Origin of the sequence: Bacillus cereus group sp. BfR-BA-01330 (assembly GCF_022663885.1) — a bacterium.
GTDB lineage: Bacteria > Bacillota > Bacilli > Bacillales > Bacillaceae_G > Bacillus_A > Bacillus_A cereus.
Genome location: NZ_JAKUGK010000014.1, coordinates 53,433 through 69,951 on the forward strand (window position 1 = coordinate 53,433; position 16,519 = coordinate 69,951).

The window sequence follows — 16,519 nt, forward strand, 5'->3', positions numbered from 1 at the left end:
TAGCACCACATCGCTATCAAGTTAAGATTTTAAAGTACCCCCTAAACGATAATTTTGTGTTTTTTACAGCACCGAAGTTCATTTTTATCGTTTTGGGGCAACCTTTTCTGTTAGTTTGATAGACATGTGGAGAGGACCCTATAATAACTTTCAGCTTTCTTAAGAAAAAATTAAGATAGATGATCAGTATTTATTAAGAAATGCTATTTATAATTCAAAATACCCTTTAAAGAAAAAATAAAAATTATATATACGATATAATTTTTATTTTTTTGCGACTTCACATATTTTCCTCAAACATGTGAAGTCGCAAAACACTAATAAGACGGAGGAATTTTGATTGATGAAAAAGTTTTTATTTTTTTGTAGTATTTTATTAATAATAGGAGCAGGGTATTGTTTCTATCAAGCGTTGCCAAATGTACTGCTTGTATCTGGGGATCAACAACAAGTAGAAAAAGTAACAGAAGAATATAATTCTAAATTAAGCTCATCTACGCAGTATAAAGAAAAACAGATGTGTGGTTCTGAATTTAAACATAAAGATGAAACATCCTGTGAAAATACTGGATCAGTACGAGTTTTGAATAAAACTACCGCTGAGAAACTATTAAAAGAACAGATGTTACAAAAAACACTACGTCCACGTGTTACAGAGCCTATCCAATCTTTGCCATCCATTACAAAAGAAAAAGGTGTGGTATATGGAAAAGATATTTCTAGTGAAGAGATACAGATTGGAACTCAAATTATTCCTGTGACAAAAGGAGGAGATGATTTAGGAATCGGCGTTGGACAGGGACAAAAAATACAATCTAAATTAATAATTGTTGATGATTCTATTTATAAAGAGCTGTTATTAAAAGAAAATACTTTTAGTATATTGCGTTTTAATATTAAAAACACTTTAATGGGTAATATTCCAGATATAGGAGTTGTAGAAAAATCATATCCAGAAGTAGAAACAATAAGAGTAAAAGCTAATAAAAAGATTAACTATTAGGGGTACCGCCACATCGCTATCAAGCTAACAAATAAAAATCGCCCAAAATAAAAAAACGATATTCTTTCTATCTAAAGTGTAGAAGAATTATCGTTTTTTTATTTTTACAAATGTAAAAAGTTTTTGACAAAATTAGAGGTGATGTTCATAAAAATGGAGAACATAATTCGTATTTTACGTAAAGAGCAAAAGCTTTCCCAAGGAGATTTAGCTAAATTATGTCATGTTTCAAGACAAACGATTAATGCGATTGAGAATGACTGATATTCTTTGCGTTTGCAAATTGAAATTTTATTTAAAACGTGATTAAGAGCAGTATCAAATGATTTCAAAATTAGGTTTAAGTCAAAAAGAGTTAAAGAAAATTATAACAACACAAATGATGATATTATTTTTCTTACCCATTGTAGTAGCTATGATTCACAGCAGTTTTGCATTTCTAACTTTGCATCAATTAGGACAAACCATAAGTAGGGAAATGTCCGTTATTCAAAGCTCAATTGTTGTATTAGTAAGTTTTTTTGTATTCAATTTATTTACTTCCTTATTATTAGAAATTTCTATATAAAACGCATATGTACAAAAATAAATTCATAAAAAAGATAACTAAAAAATTAAAGGTGCAGATGCACTAAATATGATTGAATCTGCACCTTTATTGGGGTACAGCAACATCTTAGCTTGATAGCGATGGGGCGGGACCTCAATAAGAACGGTATCTAAGGTTGTATGAGAGGTATAGGATAGGAACCCTTCTACTTAATTTATTTTGATCGATCATGAGGAACCGTTACAGTAGCTGTTTTAGCTGTAACATTCCCTGTATTGTCCATAGCAGTGTATGTCACAGTGTATATACGTCCACTTCCCAGTCTATCTGCACGAAGACTAAAGGAGTCAGTGGACCCACTAATAGGTTTATTATAATTTGCATTCCGAATATCATCAGATTGAAGTATTTCATTGCTGGTAATGGATGTTAACACTACTGAATTGATTCCTGATGTACCATCAGAAGCATGAATTGTAGCTGTAATCGGAACCATTTTATGATTAGGCGGCCATATTATTGTTTTGTCTAAACTGATGTTTAGCACAGTAGCTGTTTTATCTAGTTTAATTGTTTTTTGCTGTTACGATTGGTGCATTTCCCCTGGGTGTAGCAAAACCATCCGTTGTTATCATTGCTACTGCATCATTAGCTTGAAAACCAGCGCTTAACACCTCATAAATAATTACGTCTTTCTTATTAATAATCATAGGTATATTTAGAAAGGGAGAGCTATTAATACTATTATGAATAATTGCTCCTGCGGCGTTCTTTCTTATCTGATTCCTTTGCATTTTTACACTCCTTTTTAATAATCCAAACGTGATTACATCAATTCACTTCATTTAACATCTATTATATTAGAAAAGTGCAGTTTCATCTTATTATAAAAAGCATCGGTACATATAACAGCGCTATTTGAAGGATCAATATCAACAACGGTCATATAACTAGTGAGTAAATAACCATCCTCATAATATGTAATCATTATTTCCTCTTCAGATATTAAGGAACATAATAGCATGTTTTCAATTCGTTCTTTTTCCTCAGTTGTTAAAATCGGACGGGTTACTTTGTTTTGCTCCTTAATCATTTCACGTATCCCATCAAATTGAGATGTTAATGCAGCGAACGGAGTCCACTTGACCATTTTTCTTCCTTTTGGCATATTAGCGTTATTCATGATTTGTGTCCCCCTATTAGTGTATTTCTATATCTAGCTGTAGCGCTATGTGTGTAGGAAATTCCCCGCAATATACTGTTCTTCCCAAACCTTGTGCGTATTTCATCCATTACTTTTGTTAATTTTACTTCTTGTTCTCGCTGCGTTATGTTATCAAAAAGAGAAATTTGTTCTTCTCCTTCTTGAAGGAGGTTTGTTAAGGATATGTTTATGCTGCGAATGGGCTCTCCAGTATATTGTTGATGTAAAAAGTATGTACAAATCTTATAAATATCCATAGTTAGGTTAGTTGGACGACTTAAAGTATGTGTTTTTCTAATACCACCGTTATAACTCTTGCTATAACCAACAGAAAATTGAACGGTTTGAGCAAGTTTATTTTGTCTTCTAAGCCGATAACAAACTTCTTCAATATGTTCCAGTAGAATAATCGGAAATTCCTCTATTGTGTAATCGCGCATGAGTATTTGGCTTTTCCCAACAGAAGTTGTGGCAGGAACATATTTTTCTGAAATGCGACTAAAGTCAATTCCGTAGCTATGTAAGTGTAATTCTTCTCCAATCTTACCGAAGCTCTGTTTTAAATATTTAAGAGGGTAATTGGCTAAATCTCCTATAGAATGTATTCCTTTTCGATTCAACTTTTCTTCCGTTTTGTACGAAATGCCCCAAAATGTATTAAGCGGTCGTATGCTCCATAATTTTGTTGGGACATCTTCATATTTCCAATAAGCAATGCCGGTTTGATTCTTCTTTGCTTCAATATCTAAAGCCACTTTGCTCATTAAAGGGTTAGGGCCAATTCCTATTGTGCATTCGATCCGTGTTTTCGCATATATTTCACGTTTAAATTTCAACGCAAACTCATAGGGATCATTAGCAAATAAATGAATACTATCTGTAATATCCATGAAGAACTCGTCGATGGAATATTGGTGAAAATCCTCAATAGGAACGTACTGCAAAGCTAGCTTTGTTATGTAATTGGAGCAATTTATGTAAGTACCCATAATTGGATTTACAACAAGAATGTCTTTTCTGCGAGGAATCTCGTATAATCTGGCCATCTTTTTTACACCTAATGCTTTTAATGGTGAAGTGGCAGCTAGAACGATTGAACCGTTTCTATTTACATCACCGACTACTGCCAATTTTGTATACATAGGATCTAACCCCATTTTGATGCAACTTACTGAAGCGTAAAAGCTACGTAAATCAACACATAAGATGATTCTATTCGGTAAGATAGAATAGTCATACACTGTTATTCCTCCCTAACTAAAAAGAACGTTTGTTCTTATTATATACGAACTTACGTTCTTTTATAAAGAGTTTTTGTTTAAAAATAATTTTTTGCATAAAGAAGAGACACTCTTATATGAGTGTCTTTCAGATATTCTGCTTGTGGGAGCAGCAATTCTAATGCCAATTAGTAATAAGAGCGCATAGATATATATCCTCTTACTATTGATTAAAGGCGCACTATAATAGGGATGTATAAAAAATTATATAGGTAGATAGAACGCAAAAGGAGTTTCCTTTGTGAGAGTAGAGGGACGTCTTTTTTCTTGCTACTGATAATAGAACGTTATGTAAATTTGACATGTATAAAATATACAGGGTTCTTTATTCAACTGATGGAGCAAATTAGTTGAACACGACATTTCAAAAACAGTATGATTATGAAGGATGGAATATTAAGGGATTTGAAAAAATAGTGGGAATTTAAAAATCAAATTTGTAAATAGAATGGATGATACTATGAATGAAAACAGAATAAAAATACTCGCTATTTCAGGAAGTCTACGGAAGAATTCCTCTAATACAAACGTTTTATATGCTATTTCTAATCTGAAATCGGAAAATATTGATTTTCAATTTTATGAAGGATTAGAACATCTCCCATACTTTAGTCCTGAAGCAGATACAGATGATCCTCCTGCTTCAGTTAAGGACTTACGTGAACAACTTAAACTAGCTGATGGTGTAATAATTTGTACCCCTGAGTATGCGAGGGGAGTTCCAGGAGTTCTAAAAAATGCTCTTGATTGGGTTGTATCATCGGGAGAATTTATGAATAAACCAGTAGCTGTTATTAGTGCTTCTTCACGTATTACAGGTGGAGATAAAGCACATGAATCAATAATGCTCACATTACAAATGATTGAAGCAAATATCCCAAAAGAAAGCACTTTACAAATTGGTGTCGTAGGAACCAAGATTAATAGTAAAGCAGAAATCCTAGATCCTACGACGAAAGAACAATTAAAATCAGTGCTTAATTCCCTTATTTCATCTATCTAATGTTAAGTAAAACACATGTATTTACTTCCGATAACACTTGATTATGTGAACATAAAAGCCCTCCAGATCAATTAAACTGGAGGGCTTTTGATAGTTTCTAAAATACATTGACTCCCGATAATGATACGTTATGTTAATTAAGTTTGGATATTGTATACATCGTCTTTTCTTCAACTAAGAGTGCAAATTCATACAATAAGAATTATTTTTTAAATTATAAAATAAGAAAAAGTGAACCTATATTACTACTAATAGAGCTATGTTATAATCAAAATAAGGGTTTTACCCTTATTCCCTTTTTATAGGAGAGTGTTTAACATGATTATCAAGTTCATTCGTTTACGTTAATTTTAAACACAATTCGTTATGCCTAACTATTTTTTTTCAAAATATGTGGGTTTATTTGATTGTGTCTTTTTTATTAACTAAATACGAATGAAATGAGGAGCTAATCATGACTGAAAAGATTATTAAAATTAATGAAATTGATATATGTACAGAGAGCTTTGGCGATTCAGCAGATCCAGCAGTCTTACTGATTATGGGAGCCATGTGTTCAATGGTTTATTGGGATGAGGAATTTTGTCAACAATTAGCTGATACCGGCCGATATGTTATTCGTTATGATAATAGAGATGTCGGACGGTCAACTACTTATAAACCGGGAAGTTCCCACTATACTGTGGTAGATATGGCTGATGATGCGATTGGAGTACTCGATGCATATCATATTGACGAAGCACATATTGTTGGAATGTCATTGGGTGGAATGATTGCTCAAATTGTAGCCTTAAGGAACCCTCAGAGAGTTCTAAGTATAACTTTGATTGCATCAGGTATTTTTGGTTCTGAAGACAACAACAGGAATTTACCTCAGATCGATGAGAAGATACTCGCTTACCATGCTAATGCGGCCAAACTAAATTGGTCAGATGAAGAATCAGTTGCAAATTACTTGGTTACAGGATCAGCTTTACTCTGTGGTTCAAGTCATAAATTCGATGAGAAGAGGGTTTATAAGCAGGTAGAAAAAGAAATAAAACGAGCAAATAACCTACTCAGTATGTTTAATCACTCCCTTCTTAAAGGTGATGATTCTTATGAGGGGAAGTTAAAAGGAATCAATATACCTACTTTGGTTATCCATGGTACAGAGGATATAGTGCTTCCATACGAGCATGGTCTTGCTCTTGTTGATGAAATTCCCCATGCTTTGTTACTAACCCTAGAAGGATCGGGTCACGAGATTCACTGTGACGATTGGAATCATATAATCAACGCTATTTCGAATCATACTTCAGTCCTATAATCATTATAGGAACCTTATAAAACAAAAAAGATTTAGAAAAAGGGTTACAATCGAATTTGTAACTCTTTTTTCTATTAAAAATCAGTTTTGGAACTGTTACTCAGTTAAAAAATATTAATGCCCAGTGATTGATATTTCCTTCCTATAACGAGAATTTAAAAAAGGGTATATTAGGGGAAATATAAAGGGAACTTTTCTTTCCTTACTGTTACAGCGTTTTGATATAACAATATTATTTCATGTTGTCCGGGTTTGTGTCTGAAAGTTGGGAATCCAGCAGCAAATCCTGGTTGGCTTTCTGCATATCTTTGTACTCTTTTCATAAGATTCTCGTCAGTTTCTGGTTCTATAATACCTAGATCTGAATAATCTGATACAAATTTCTTTATTCCTGCATTTGGGAATAATCTAGTGGCTCCAAAACGATTTCCAGATGATGATACATTAAAATCAGGAAATCCACCTAGATATCTTGAATCTTCTCTTAAAACATTATTTACATTTCTAATATGAACAGCAAAATTCTTAGGTGAAGAATCTAAATTTATAAGATCATCTTTTACTCCATATTGTGGATTTATTAATAGAACTTGATAATATGGGTATGGTGAATGAGGGTCTGGATATGTCCAGAAAGTTGGAAATCCGCCCTCAAATTTATTAGAAGCAGCATAATCTGAGATTGTTCTAAAAAGATTAGAGTAGGGGACATTTATGTTTCTGAATATTTCTGAGTTTATTGGGATATTATCAATATAGTTTTTTTGATTGGATGATGGATATGTGTAATTTTGGTAGTAAGGATAATAATTAGAAAAATCATTTACAATATTTGAAGGATGAGGATAACGCTCATTATATTGAGGATTGTAAGAATAATAATTTATATTCTGAGGTTGATTATAAAAATTTGAATATGGTTGTTGTACAGGATAAGTAAATTGTTCAATGGTTTGTTTAGTGAAATCATAGTATATATTTTGATTATTAATCATAGATATAATTCCTTTTCATTTGATAACATACAATGCATTGTATGTTATCAGTAGTACATTGTACCTAGTAATTTTAAATTTCGTTTTTGTTACAATATAGTATTTAAAAATTAATCTTTATATAAGATTTGAAAGTTATTAAAAGAATAGGTTATTTGTTGTTATAGTTTTTAAGTTAAGAGATTTAAAAGTAAGAGGAAGATTTAAAAAATAGTGAAGTTGTTGGTAGGAATTGATTTTATAGTGATATGAATATTATATACATGCAAAGTTAACATAACGTCCTATTATCAGTAGCAATAGTAAAGGAGGAACCCTACTCTCACAAGGGAACCCCCTTTTTTGTGCCATGGGTCTATGCATTTTTCTATACATTACTATCCTGACAAGGTTTTAGGGTCCTCTTTTGTTCGTGAATTAGTAGAAAAACTGTATAATATCTTGCATACTCTTAGCGTGGTTATTTTCCAAAATACTGGTGATACCCCATGCCCATCAAGTTAAAATCTCATATTACCCCCAGAACAAAAATTTTAAAAAATCCTTTCAGGAAACCTGAAAGGATTTTTTATTTATATAAGTGGGAGTATTAGATTATTACTTGTTACTTATTTTTTTGAAATAGATTGGTGTTCCTTTTTCTGATGAAATGAACCCTTGCTCATCCTGGGACTTTCCTACGAGTTCTTGCATTTCTTTGGTTATAACAACATAGGGGTCTCCATTAAAAACTTCAGGGGGTCTGGATTTTATCTCAAATTGATACTGTCCATTAACAGCTAATACCTCTCCATTATTATAATTGAGAATAATATCATCAATTGGATATTTAGTAATTTTATACGTTGCAGATTTTCCAATTCTTTGTTCTTGTTTAATTTGTTTTGGTTCTTCTGCATGTGCATTTAGTAAGGATATTGCTGAAATAGCAGCTATTGTAATAACTCCAATTGCAGACCAACGGTAAGATTTCTTTTGGAATTTTTTAATCATAAGAATTCTCCTTTTCAACGTTCTTTTATTTCTGCTTAAGTTCGCTAAGCTGGGCATTTGATAATAACTTGAATAGTATTCTAAAAGGCTAATAATAGTATGACCATATGCAAGTTGTTCCTCCGAATCTAGATATATAAGAGCTAATGCATCACATGCCAATTCCTGATCTTCCCGCATGCATGAGTAGGCATACCAAAGAATTGGGTTAAACCAATTTAGAATCAATAAGCCATGCATAAGCCAATTCACACCAATATCTCTTCGCTTGATATGAGCCAACTCATGATGAAAAATGTATCGTAACTGTTGCTCATCTAGTACTTCCATATGTGCACTTGACAATAACACCTTTGGTTGAATGAATCCGAACACAGTAGGACTTGAAACCTTCCCAGCTAAAAGTAGTGGGATATCTCGCTTAATAGACATAGATTTTTTACAGTTCTCAAAGATTTCGACAACCCTTTGATCTATAATAGCAGGTTGTTTTTTTATGTAGAGTAATAAACGTCTATTCATAATGAGAGTAATAAAGCTCAGAATGATAACTCCAGCAAGCCAAATATATAAAATGATGGTATAAATTGAAAAAAACCTATCATTTTTCTTTTCATTACTATGTGTTTGTTTCTTACTTTCCTCAGCCATTTGTGATGAACCAGATGTATAGGTATTGTCTTTTGTGACAACCTTTGTATCTCCTATATCTGTCTTTGCTTGTATACGTTCTTTTGAAGAAGAAACAGATATAGGGTCTTGATAAAAGCTAACTGAAGTTCCCGTGCTGTAAGAAAGGATAGAATAGATACTATAGGAACTATCCGGTGACCATGGCAACAAAAGCCTTACAATTAATATCAACCATAGCATGTACTGCCAGCGTGGGGTCAGCTTGTTCCTAAGCAGGGTTTTGACACATAAGATTAAACCAACTAATATACTTGCCATAATGGATGTTTCTATTACCCAATCAAAAAATCGAGATAGATAGACATTGACAAACATATCTATCATTACTATCTATCCTTCCTTTGATTTTCTTCATTCTTCTCATCCAGAATGCGTTTGAGCTCATTAATATCTTCTGAAGAAAGTTTTTCTTCTTTTAAGAAATTTACAAGTAGAGGTTTAAATGCTGCACCATAAAACCGTTTGAGCAGGGATTTTGTTTCTACTTGTAGATAACTATCTTGTGATACTAAAGGATAATATGCATACAAACGTCCTTTTTCTTGATGGTAAGAAACAGCTTCTTTTTGAACTAATCGATTAATAAGTGTTCGAATCGTTTTTGGTTTCCAATCGATTGTTACCTCCAACGCTTCAATCACTTCATTCGCCGTTTGAGGAGATTTTGACCAAAGAACTTTCATAATTTCCAATTCAGCTTCCGATATTTTAGGTAATTCTTTCATCGTATAATCCTCCTTGATTACATTTGTAATCCTTAAATATATATTACAAATGTAATCTTTAATTGTCAATCATATATTGTATACATATATTTCTATGTAAATTAAGAAAACAATCCCCAAATCTATGAAAATACGCTATTCTTTCTGTAGAATCATAGGAAAGGATGGCTTTTTTATGTCTGTTTCTGTTTCTGTGTCTGATGAATTACAACTATTTGCTCAAGAGATTCAAAATTTTTTATCTCCAAATACCTTACGGGATCTTGCTAGAGATGTTGGTTTTGTACAACGAACTAGTAAGTATCAAGCAAAAGATTTAGTCGCTTTATGTGTATGGATGAGCCAAAATGTTGCTACTACTTCTTTAACTCAGTTATCTAGCTGTTTAGAAGCATCAACAGAAGTGCTCATCAGTCCTGAGGGATTGAATCAACGATTTAATCAAGCGGCCGTCCAATTTTTACAACACCTATTAGCTGAACTACTAAACCAAAAATTGACCTCATCTATGCCGATTTCTTCTCCATATACTTCTATTTTCAAGCGTATTCGTATTTTAGATTCAACTGCATTTCAACTTCCAAATCCCTTTTCGTTCATTTATCCAGGTGCAGGAGGATGCAGCCATACAGCAGGAGTGAAAATTCAGCTTGAGTATGATTTATTAAGTGGACAGTTCCTTCATATTCATACAGGTCCAGGTAAACAACATGATCGAACCTACGGTTCCCTGTGTGTCCCAACTGTAACAGCGAATGATTTATGTATCCGTGATTTAGGTTATTTTCATTTGAAAGATCTTCAACATATACAAGAGAAAAAGGCTTGTTATATTTCACGTATCAAATCGAATACACGTATTTATCAAAAAAATCCTAACCCTGATTATTTTCAAGATGCAGAATCAAGAAAGGTACAGAGTATATCCAGATAGATATGGAGGTTTTAATGAACTCTCTTCAACCAGGACAAACATGTGAAATATCCAACGCTTATGTAGGGATGACTTATAAAGTCCCAACTCGTGTGATTGTTCATCGACTAACAAAAGAACAACAACAAAAACGATTACAAGATCAAACTGTAAGAGAAAAAAAGAAAGGAATGAAGTATTCCGCTCGTAGTAAACGACTTAGCGTTATCAATGTATATATGACAAATACTCCTACAGATATTGTCCCAATGGGACAAGTACATGATTGGTATTCTTTACGTTGGCAAATCGAAATTTTATTTAAAACGTGGAAATCATTCTTTCATATTCATCATTGTAAAAAGATAAAACGAGAACGATTAGAATGCCATTTGTATGGGCAATTGATTGCCATTCTACTCTGTTCTTCTACCATGTTTCAAATGCGGCAATTACTTCTTATGAAAAAGAAACGGGAACTGAGTGAATATAAGGCCATATATATGATTAAAGATTACTTTCTTCTTCTTTTCCAAGCTATACAGAAAGACACCCAAGAGCTATCAAAGATTTTAATTCGCCTGTTCAATCTCCTACAGCAAAACGGGCGGAAATCTCATCGGTATGAGAAGAAAACAGTCTTTGATATATTAGGTGTCATTTACAATTGTACCATGTCTGATAATCAAGCTGCCTAATTCAAAAAATGAAACCCGATAGGGTTTATTTGATATGCATAATTTCCAATAATCTATACTAGTTTTTTAGAAAAAGAAGAAGAGTTTTTCTGAAACTAACCTTTCCGAACCTTAGCTTGATAGCGATGTGGTGATACCCCTCATTGTATTTAAAGTGAAAATTTTTAAATATAGCAGAAATGATAATAAAGTATTTATCTCTAATTTGCTAACTAAAATTTTTCAATACAACTAATGTAGTAGAAGCAATTGAGAAATAGGTTATTAAATATTCTACATTTTATAGACTTGCTAAACAGTATAAAGAAGTAAAAAAAGGGAAACCTAACGAATAATTAAGGATGATTCAGGGGGTACCAAATGGAGCATAAAACAGAAGTAACAATTGGGGATTACGTTCAATTTTTATATCGTAAAAATCCTAATTTAGAATTAACCGGATATGTAGTCAGTGTTCTACAGAATACAATTGTTGTAGATATTACAGAGATAATGGGATTTGAAGTAGATGATGTTAGGCAAGTAGTAAAACACGGTTACTATAATAAAGTGAATCAAAGGCAAATAAAAAATAATGTTTCATAAAAAATGCTCCTAGATCAATCTAGGAGCATTTTTTTGATGAAGTTACTGGATTTCTTACGATGATAAATACCAGCCGTTAAAGAGTAACATATTCATTTAGAAAAAGCACTATCATGGATTCTTTTATATGCCAACCGACGCTCATCGCTACCTAAAATTGGTGTTTCACACCTTCACATTTTTGAGGAAGGAGTCTTCTGTTTGAAAATGCTAAAAAAAGTCCTTAACAATTTGTTAAGGACTGCGGAATAGAACCGCAATTTGGGCTGACACCCAATCAGTTTGCAGAAAATAAATTGCGATTATAATAGCAATTGCATTCCCAAAAGCAATATTTCATATGGATTGTAGCATAGCTGTAACTAGATTGGTATCAATAAAATATGGATTGGATTACAAATAGTGGTTTTGAATATTAGAAAGAGTTTAAAAGTTAATTACTTCTCATGAAGAAAAGACCTTAAGAAAACTTGTAACGATAAATTTTTAGAGGAAGGGTGGATTTTTAATTGTAAATTCACATAATTTTCAAATATCAAAACCCTGGATGTTAATATTTGTTATATAATGAAATCAAGCCGTAATCAATATGGTTTCCCCATTATGAATAATGAGATAATTTATGTGTCCCGTGTATTCGCTGTAAAACAAAAAGAACTTGTAGTGATTTCTACAAGTTCTTTTTGTTTTACTTATTGTATTAGAAAAAAGCCCTTTAAATATGGCAGAAATAATAATGAAGTGTTTATTTCTCGTTTGCTAACTAAAATTTTGTATTTTAACAGGTTTCATTAATAAAAATATTTTAGACTATAGAATGAATTTAATCCTTACAGTTTCTTTATAGTGAATTAAAAACGGCAAAAAACAAAAAGGTTAATTTTATCAATACGAGTTTTTTCTTTTACATATTAAAATGGAAGTACCCTTTCAATGTATACTGACCCCTTCACAAATCGTGAAGGGATTTTTTTATTTAATAAATGAATTTTACAAAACATATAGAATGTTAAACTGATAAAACCCATTAATCACAGTATGTGTACATGAGATCAAGTTTTTTTTATTAATATGTGTTCGAAGATGTGGGAAGTATTTTGTGTGTCTATAAAGGTTGGTTTTAAATTTTACGGATGTCTGTATATTCTATGAACATTTACAGATATTTTTGTTATAATTATTGATGAGGTGTATGAAATGAAACATAAAACATTTGGATATGTACGAGTTTCCGGTAAAGATCAAAATGAAGAACGACAAATTCGAAATATGAAAGATTTAGGGATAGAAGATCGAGATATTTTTATCGATAAACAATCTGATAGAAATATTCAACGCGAAAATTATCAAATGTTAAAACGTCTTGCTCGTACAGGTGATACCATTGTATTCGATTCTTTAACTAGACTAGGAAGGAGCATGAATGATGTCCTAGAGGAATTCAGATACTATGAAAAGCATGAGATTAATTTACAATTTATAAAAGAACCATTCATTAATGTAAATTACACAGGTAAGAGTACAAATGATGTTATTCAAAGTGCTATTCAGAAAGCAACTCTTACCATTTTATCTGCTTTTGCAGAAAAAGAACGGCATGATATTAAACAGCGACAAGTGGAGGGTATTGCTCTAGCTAAAAGGAAAGGTAAGCGGTTAGGACGTCCTCCAGTAGAAATTACAGCCGAATTTATTGAAGCCTATAAAGAATGGAAGTCTGGTGGCATTACAGCAGTAGGAGTCATGAAGAAATATGGTATCAAACGTTCTTCGTTTTACAAACTTGCTAAGCAGTATGAAGAAACAAAACATAAAAATCTACTGAATGATTAATTATAATTTAGGAGGTTATTATATGAAACATACAGCAAAAGTAAAAATTGGTGATTGCGTTCAATTTTCTTATCGTAAGAATCCTTCCTTGCAATTAACTGGATATGTGGTAAGAGTTTTAACGAATACCATTGTTGTAGAGGTTTCAGATATGATGGAAGAGGAGTTAATTGATGCTAGACAGGTAGTAAAGCATGGGCGTTATCATAAGATAGCCCGTAAACAAGTAAAAAGTAAAGTTTCATGAAAAACGCTTTTAAAGAAATCTAGAAGCAACTTTTCAAATGTCATATACTGTCTTGAATACATTTGTGTATTGGCATTTTTGTTCTTATTTTGTATACTAAATGTGAGTTTCCTTACAGTAGGCAATCTTTCAATTTCTATGACAGCCAACTAATCTGTTAATTATGTATGGTAGCAAATAAGCTCTTATGTCCACAGATATAAGAGCTTATTTGTATATGAATCACTCTTTTATGTACAATGAAAGAAAAACATCATATGAGATGGGGAGAGGAAAACCCATGTCCAACCAACAATTAGTGAATTTACGCATTGATTTTTCTTTTTAACAATTATTTGGTACAAGTGGAAATGAGGATATTCTCATTGCTTTTTTTAATGCTATATTACAGGATTCTTTAGAATCGCCCATTGTTTCGTTACAATTAGAAGATCCACACTTGCACCGAGAACACGAAGAGGATAAATTATCGATTTTAGATATTTCCGCTACATTAGATAAAGGAACAAAGGTAAATCTAGAAATACAGTTGAATAACAATCATGACATGATTAAGAGAAGTTTATATTACTGGGGAAGGCTATATACATCCAAATTACAAAAGGGAATGCCATATAGTTCCCTTCACAAAACCATTACGATTAATTTATTAAACTTTGTGATGTTTCCAGAATATGAAGCATTTCATACAACAGGAATCCTATGGAATCAACAGCAACAAAAGAAGTTAAGTGATGATATTGAAATTCATATAGTGGAAATTCCAAAATTAATGCAACAGTGGCGTAATGAACAAGTAAATCCTTGGGAAGATTCGTTTGTTCGCTGGTTGTTACTACTTCCAGCGAATGAAGATGAACGATTAACCCAGACATTGGAGGATATTACGATGAACCAAGACCCGATATTACAAAAAGCTATGAACAAATGGGAACGTATGAGTCAAGATTCTTCTTTCCGACAAGCGTATGAAGCAAGGGAAAATACAAATAATTAACGGTATGCATGAACTTGGTGTACCAATTGAAACAATTCCTAAAGCAAGCAAGTTAAGTGTTGATGAGGTTGAACGTATTCTAGAAAAAAAGAATTAGTAAAAAAGAAACGAAGTCAATTTGACTTCGTTTCTTTTTTATATGACTTTTTATTAGAGCAAAGTAACGATTATTACTTTTAGGGGTCTCGCCACATGCTCACCAAGCTAAAATTTTGAAGTACCCCCAAAACAAAAAATTATTGTTTTACCGTGATTTATGAGAAGTCAACTCATTTTCTTCGTTTTGGGGAGCTACCAATTTCTTAAGTTGATGGCAATGGGGGTACTATCCCTTATTAAGGTTAATTTAAGTCTTTTGGAAATTAATTCTTTAAATTAGTTTAAGTACTTGCTATTATTTAGGGGAAATAAAGGGGGAGAAAATATATGATGAACATACGTAGAGCGACAGTAGAAGATGCAAGAGAAATAGTTGTGATAAAACATAAGATTGTTGAAACGACAAACTTTTTTCTTCGATCACCTGAAGAGCCGCAAGAAAAGGCAGAAGATTATCAAAAAAAGATACAAACAGGACAAGAAAATGGAGGATTAACATTAGTAGTAGAATTTAATGATCAAGTCATCGGTTTTTTATCTTTTTCTAGATCTTCCTATATGCGTTTACACCATGCCGGTTCATTTGGAATGGGGATCAAACCAGAATTCGGTAATGAGGGTATTGGAACAAAGTTACTATCCCATTTTATTGAATGGGCAAAAGAACAAGAAGGATTAGAAAAGATATGTCTGGATGTATTTTCAAACAATGAACGGGCTATAAATTTATACAAGAGACTAGGATTTAGAGAAGAAGGTAGGCAAATAAACCAAATTAGGTTCAAAGATGGTTCTTATGCTGACATTATTTTAATGGCACTTTATATAAAAATACCGAGTAAATTCGCATACTAAGGGTGAGAATTTACTTGCAGTTTCCGTAATTTATCATTTTAGCCAAGAAGACTCCTTCCTAAAGGAATGCGAAGTGAGTAGGTGGGAGATGAATTGGCTTCGGACAAGAGATGGCAGGAAGCCATCTTAATTGTTCGATATACATAAAGTGTTACTTCACTATCTATCGAATGTATGTTTGTTGTATAATAGACACATGCCGAAATGGAGGTGAAATGAATGATGATTAATAAAGCATATAAATTTCGTATCTATCCAAATAAAACACAAGCAACCCTAATTAATAAAACAATTGGCTGTTCTCGTTTTGTATTCAATCATTTCCTATCTCTATGGGATCACGCATACAAAGAAACTGGGAAAGGTTTGACATATGGTACATGCTCTGCAAAACTCCCTGCCATAAAAAAAGAATTTGTTTGGCTCAAAGAAGTGGATAGTATTGCGATTCAGTCGTCTGTTCGCAACCTTGCGGATGCGTATACACGCTTTTTCAAAAAACAAAACAGCGCACCGCACTTTAAATCTAAGAAGAAC

At 32.5% G+C, this 16,519-nt stretch carries 13 protein-coding genes and 6 pseudogenes; 12 read left to right on the forward strand and 7 right to left on the reverse strand.

Annotation, left to right across the window (positions count from 1 at the left end; translation table 11 throughout):
• Positions 1 to 343: 343 nt before the first annotated feature.
• The 3 genes and pseudogenes from MR112_RS27370 to MR112_RS27380 all read left to right on the forward strand — a co-directional run.
• Positions 344 to 1,003: a lipoprotein BA_5634 family protein gene (locus MR112_RS27370; RefSeq protein ID WP_149214607.1), complete on the forward strand. Its 660-nt coding sequence runs from the start codon at positions 344 to 346 to the stop codon at positions 1,001 to 1,003.
• Between the two features lie 153 nt (positions 1,004 to 1,156).
• Positions 1,157 to 1,264: pseudogene (locus tag MR112_RS27375) on the forward strand (helix-turn-helix transcriptional regulator); the annotation flags it as partial.
• A gap of 49 nt (positions 1,265 to 1,313) precedes the next feature.
• Positions 1,314 to 1,600 (forward strand): annotated as a pseudogene (locus tag MR112_RS27380) (ABC transporter permease); the annotation flags it as partial.
• Positions 1,601 to 1,767: 167 nt separating this feature from the next.
• Here the strand turns inward: MR112_RS27380 and MR112_RS27385 are convergent.
• The 4 genes and pseudogenes from MR112_RS27385 to MR112_RS27400 form a co-directional block, all read right to left on the reverse strand.
• Positions 1,768 to 2,100 (reverse strand): hypothetical protein, encoded by a 333-nt coding sequence (locus tag MR112_RS27385; protein ID WP_242245849.1) that lies wholly within the window; start codon positions 2,098 to 2,100, stop codon positions 1,768 to 1,770.
• Between the two features lie 22 nt (positions 2,101 to 2,122).
• Positions 2,123 to 2,347 (reverse strand): annotated as a pseudogene (locus MR112_RS27390) (hypothetical protein); the annotation flags it as partial.
• A gap of 47 nt (positions 2,348 to 2,394) precedes the next feature.
• Positions 2,395 to 2,736 (reverse strand): YolD-like family protein, encoded by a 342-nt coding sequence (locus tag MR112_RS27395; RefSeq protein WP_098560004.1) that lies wholly within the window; start codon positions 2,734 to 2,736, stop codon positions 2,395 to 2,397.
• Complete coding sequence (locus MR112_RS27400) at positions 2,733 to 3,998, reverse strand: Y-family DNA polymerase (RefSeq protein ID WP_242245850.1); 1,266 nt, start codon at positions 3,996 to 3,998, stop codon at positions 2,733 to 2,735. Before MR112_RS27400 ends, MR112_RS27395 begins: the two co-directional genes overlap by 4 nt.
• 499 nt (positions 3,999 to 4,497) lie before the next feature.
• On the opposite strand from MR112_RS27400, the gene MR112_RS27405 reads away from it, so the two are divergent.
• Both MR112_RS27405 and mle read left to right on the forward strand, forming a co-directional pair.
• On the forward strand, positions 4,498 to 5,040 hold the full coding sequence (locus MR112_RS27405) for an NADPH-dependent FMN reductase (RefSeq protein ID WP_098281115.1): 543 nt from the start codon (positions 4,498 to 4,500) through the stop codon (positions 5,038 to 5,040).
• Positions 5,041 to 5,494: 454 nt separating this feature from the next.
• Positions 5,495 to 6,349 (forward strand): alpha/beta fold macrolide esterase, encoded by an 855-nt coding sequence (gene mle, locus MR112_RS27410; protein WP_242245851.1) that lies wholly within the window; start codon positions 5,495 to 5,497, stop codon positions 6,347 to 6,349.
• Positions 6,350 to 6,519: 170 nt separating this feature from the next.
• Here the strand turns inward: mle and MR112_RS27415 are convergent, their stop codons facing one another.
• The 3 genes and pseudogenes from MR112_RS27415 to MR112_RS27425 all read right to left on the reverse strand — a co-directional run bounded on the left by MR112_RS27415 (position 6,520) and on the right by MR112_RS27425 (position 9,755).
• The gene (locus MR112_RS27415; RefSeq protein ID WP_242245852.1) at positions 6,520 to 7,344 is read right to left on the reverse strand and encodes a hypothetical protein; all 825 of its coding nucleotides are present in this window, start codon (positions 7,342 to 7,344) and stop codon (positions 6,520 to 6,522) included.
• Between the two features lie 890 nt (positions 7,345 to 8,234).
• Positions 8,235 to 9,354, reverse strand: a pseudogene (locus MR112_RS27420) (M56 family metallopeptidase); the annotation flags it as partial.
• A gap of 2 nt (positions 9,355 to 9,356) precedes the next feature.
• Entirely contained in the window at positions 9,357 to 9,755 is a 399-nt protein-coding gene (locus tag MR112_RS27425) for a BlaI/MecI/CopY family transcriptional regulator (RefSeq protein WP_000661415.1), read from the reverse strand.
• Positions 9,756 to 9,930: 175 nt separating this feature from the next.
• Between MR112_RS27425 and MR112_RS27430 the strand changes: the two are divergent.
• The 7 genes and pseudogenes from MR112_RS27430 to MR112_RS27460 form a co-directional block, all read left to right on the forward strand.
• Positions 9,931 to 11,366, forward strand: a pseudogene (locus tag MR112_RS27430) (IS4 family transposase).
• 360 nt (positions 11,367 to 11,726) lie between these two features.
• Positions 11,727 to 11,951 carry a DUF2187 family protein gene (locus MR112_RS27435; RefSeq protein WP_000400416.1) on the forward strand — a complete coding sequence of 75 codons (225 nt, stop codon included), beginning with the start codon at positions 11,727 to 11,729 and terminating at the stop codon, positions 11,949 to 11,951.
• A gap of 1,197 nt (positions 11,952 to 13,148) precedes the next feature.
• Positions 13,149 to 13,784 (forward strand): recombinase family protein, encoded by a 636-nt coding sequence (locus MR112_RS27440; protein ID WP_098294966.1) that lies wholly within the window; start codon positions 13,149 to 13,151, stop codon positions 13,782 to 13,784.
• A 22-nt stretch (positions 13,785 to 13,806) separates the two neighbouring features.
• The gene (locus tag MR112_RS27445; protein ID WP_000683046.1) at positions 13,807 to 14,031 is read left to right on the forward strand and encodes a DUF2187 family protein; all 225 of its coding nucleotides are present in this window, start codon (positions 13,807 to 13,809) and stop codon (positions 14,029 to 14,031) included.
• 280 nt (positions 14,032 to 14,311) lie between these two features.
• Positions 14,312 to 15,125, forward strand: a pseudogene (locus MR112_RS27450) (Rpn family recombination-promoting nuclease/putative transposase).
• 329 nt (positions 15,126 to 15,454) lie between these two features.
• Positions 15,455 to 15,982, forward strand: a complete 528-nt coding sequence (locus MR112_RS27455) for a GNAT family N-acetyltransferase (protein ID WP_242245854.1) — start codon at positions 15,455 to 15,457, stop codon at positions 15,980 to 15,982.
• 219 nt (positions 15,983 to 16,201) lie between these two features.
• On the forward strand, positions 16,202 to 16,519 hold a 318-nt coding region (locus MR112_RS27460; protein WP_242245855.1), incomplete at its 3' end, for a helix-turn-helix domain-containing protein.

What these genes read in the sequence shown, in the direction of transcription:
- MR112_RS27370 (WP_149214607.1), top strand. Translation starts at nt 344, where the DNA reads ATGAAAAAGTTTTTATTTTTTTGTAGTATTTTATTAATAATAGGAGCA.
- MR112_RS27395 (WP_098560004.1), bottom strand. Translation starts at nt 2,736, where the DNA reads ATGAATAACGCTAATATGCCAAAAGGAAGAAAAATGGTCAAGTGGACT.
- MR112_RS27405 (WP_098281115.1), top strand. Translation starts at nt 4,498, where the DNA reads ATGAATGAAAACAGAATAAAAATACTCGCTATTTCAGGAAGTCTACGG.
- mle (WP_242245851.1), top strand. Translation starts at nt 5,495, where the DNA reads ATGACTGAAAAGATTATTAAAATTAATGAAATTGATATATGTACAGAG.
- MR112_RS27415 (WP_242245852.1), bottom strand. Translation starts at nt 7,344, where the DNA reads ATGATTAATAATCAAAATATATACTATGATTTCACTAAACAAACCATT.
- MR112_RS27425 (WP_000661415.1), bottom strand. Translation starts at nt 9,755, where the DNA reads ATGAAAGAATTACCTAAAATATCGGAAGCTGAATTGGAAATTATGAAA.
- MR112_RS27435 (WP_000400416.1), top strand. Translation starts at nt 11,727, where the DNA reads ATGGAGCATAAAACAGAAGTAACAATTGGGGATTACGTTCAATTTTTA.
- MR112_RS27440 (WP_098294966.1), top strand. Translation starts at nt 13,149, where the DNA reads ATGAAACATAAAACATTTGGATATGTACGAGTTTCCGGTAAAGATCAA.
- MR112_RS27445 (WP_000683046.1), top strand. Translation starts at nt 13,807, where the DNA reads ATGAAACATACAGCAAAAGTAAAAATTGGTGATTGCGTTCAATTTTCT.
- MR112_RS27455 (WP_242245854.1), top strand. Translation starts at nt 15,455, where the DNA reads ATGATGAACATACGTAGAGCGACAGTAGAAGATGCAAGAGAAATAGTT.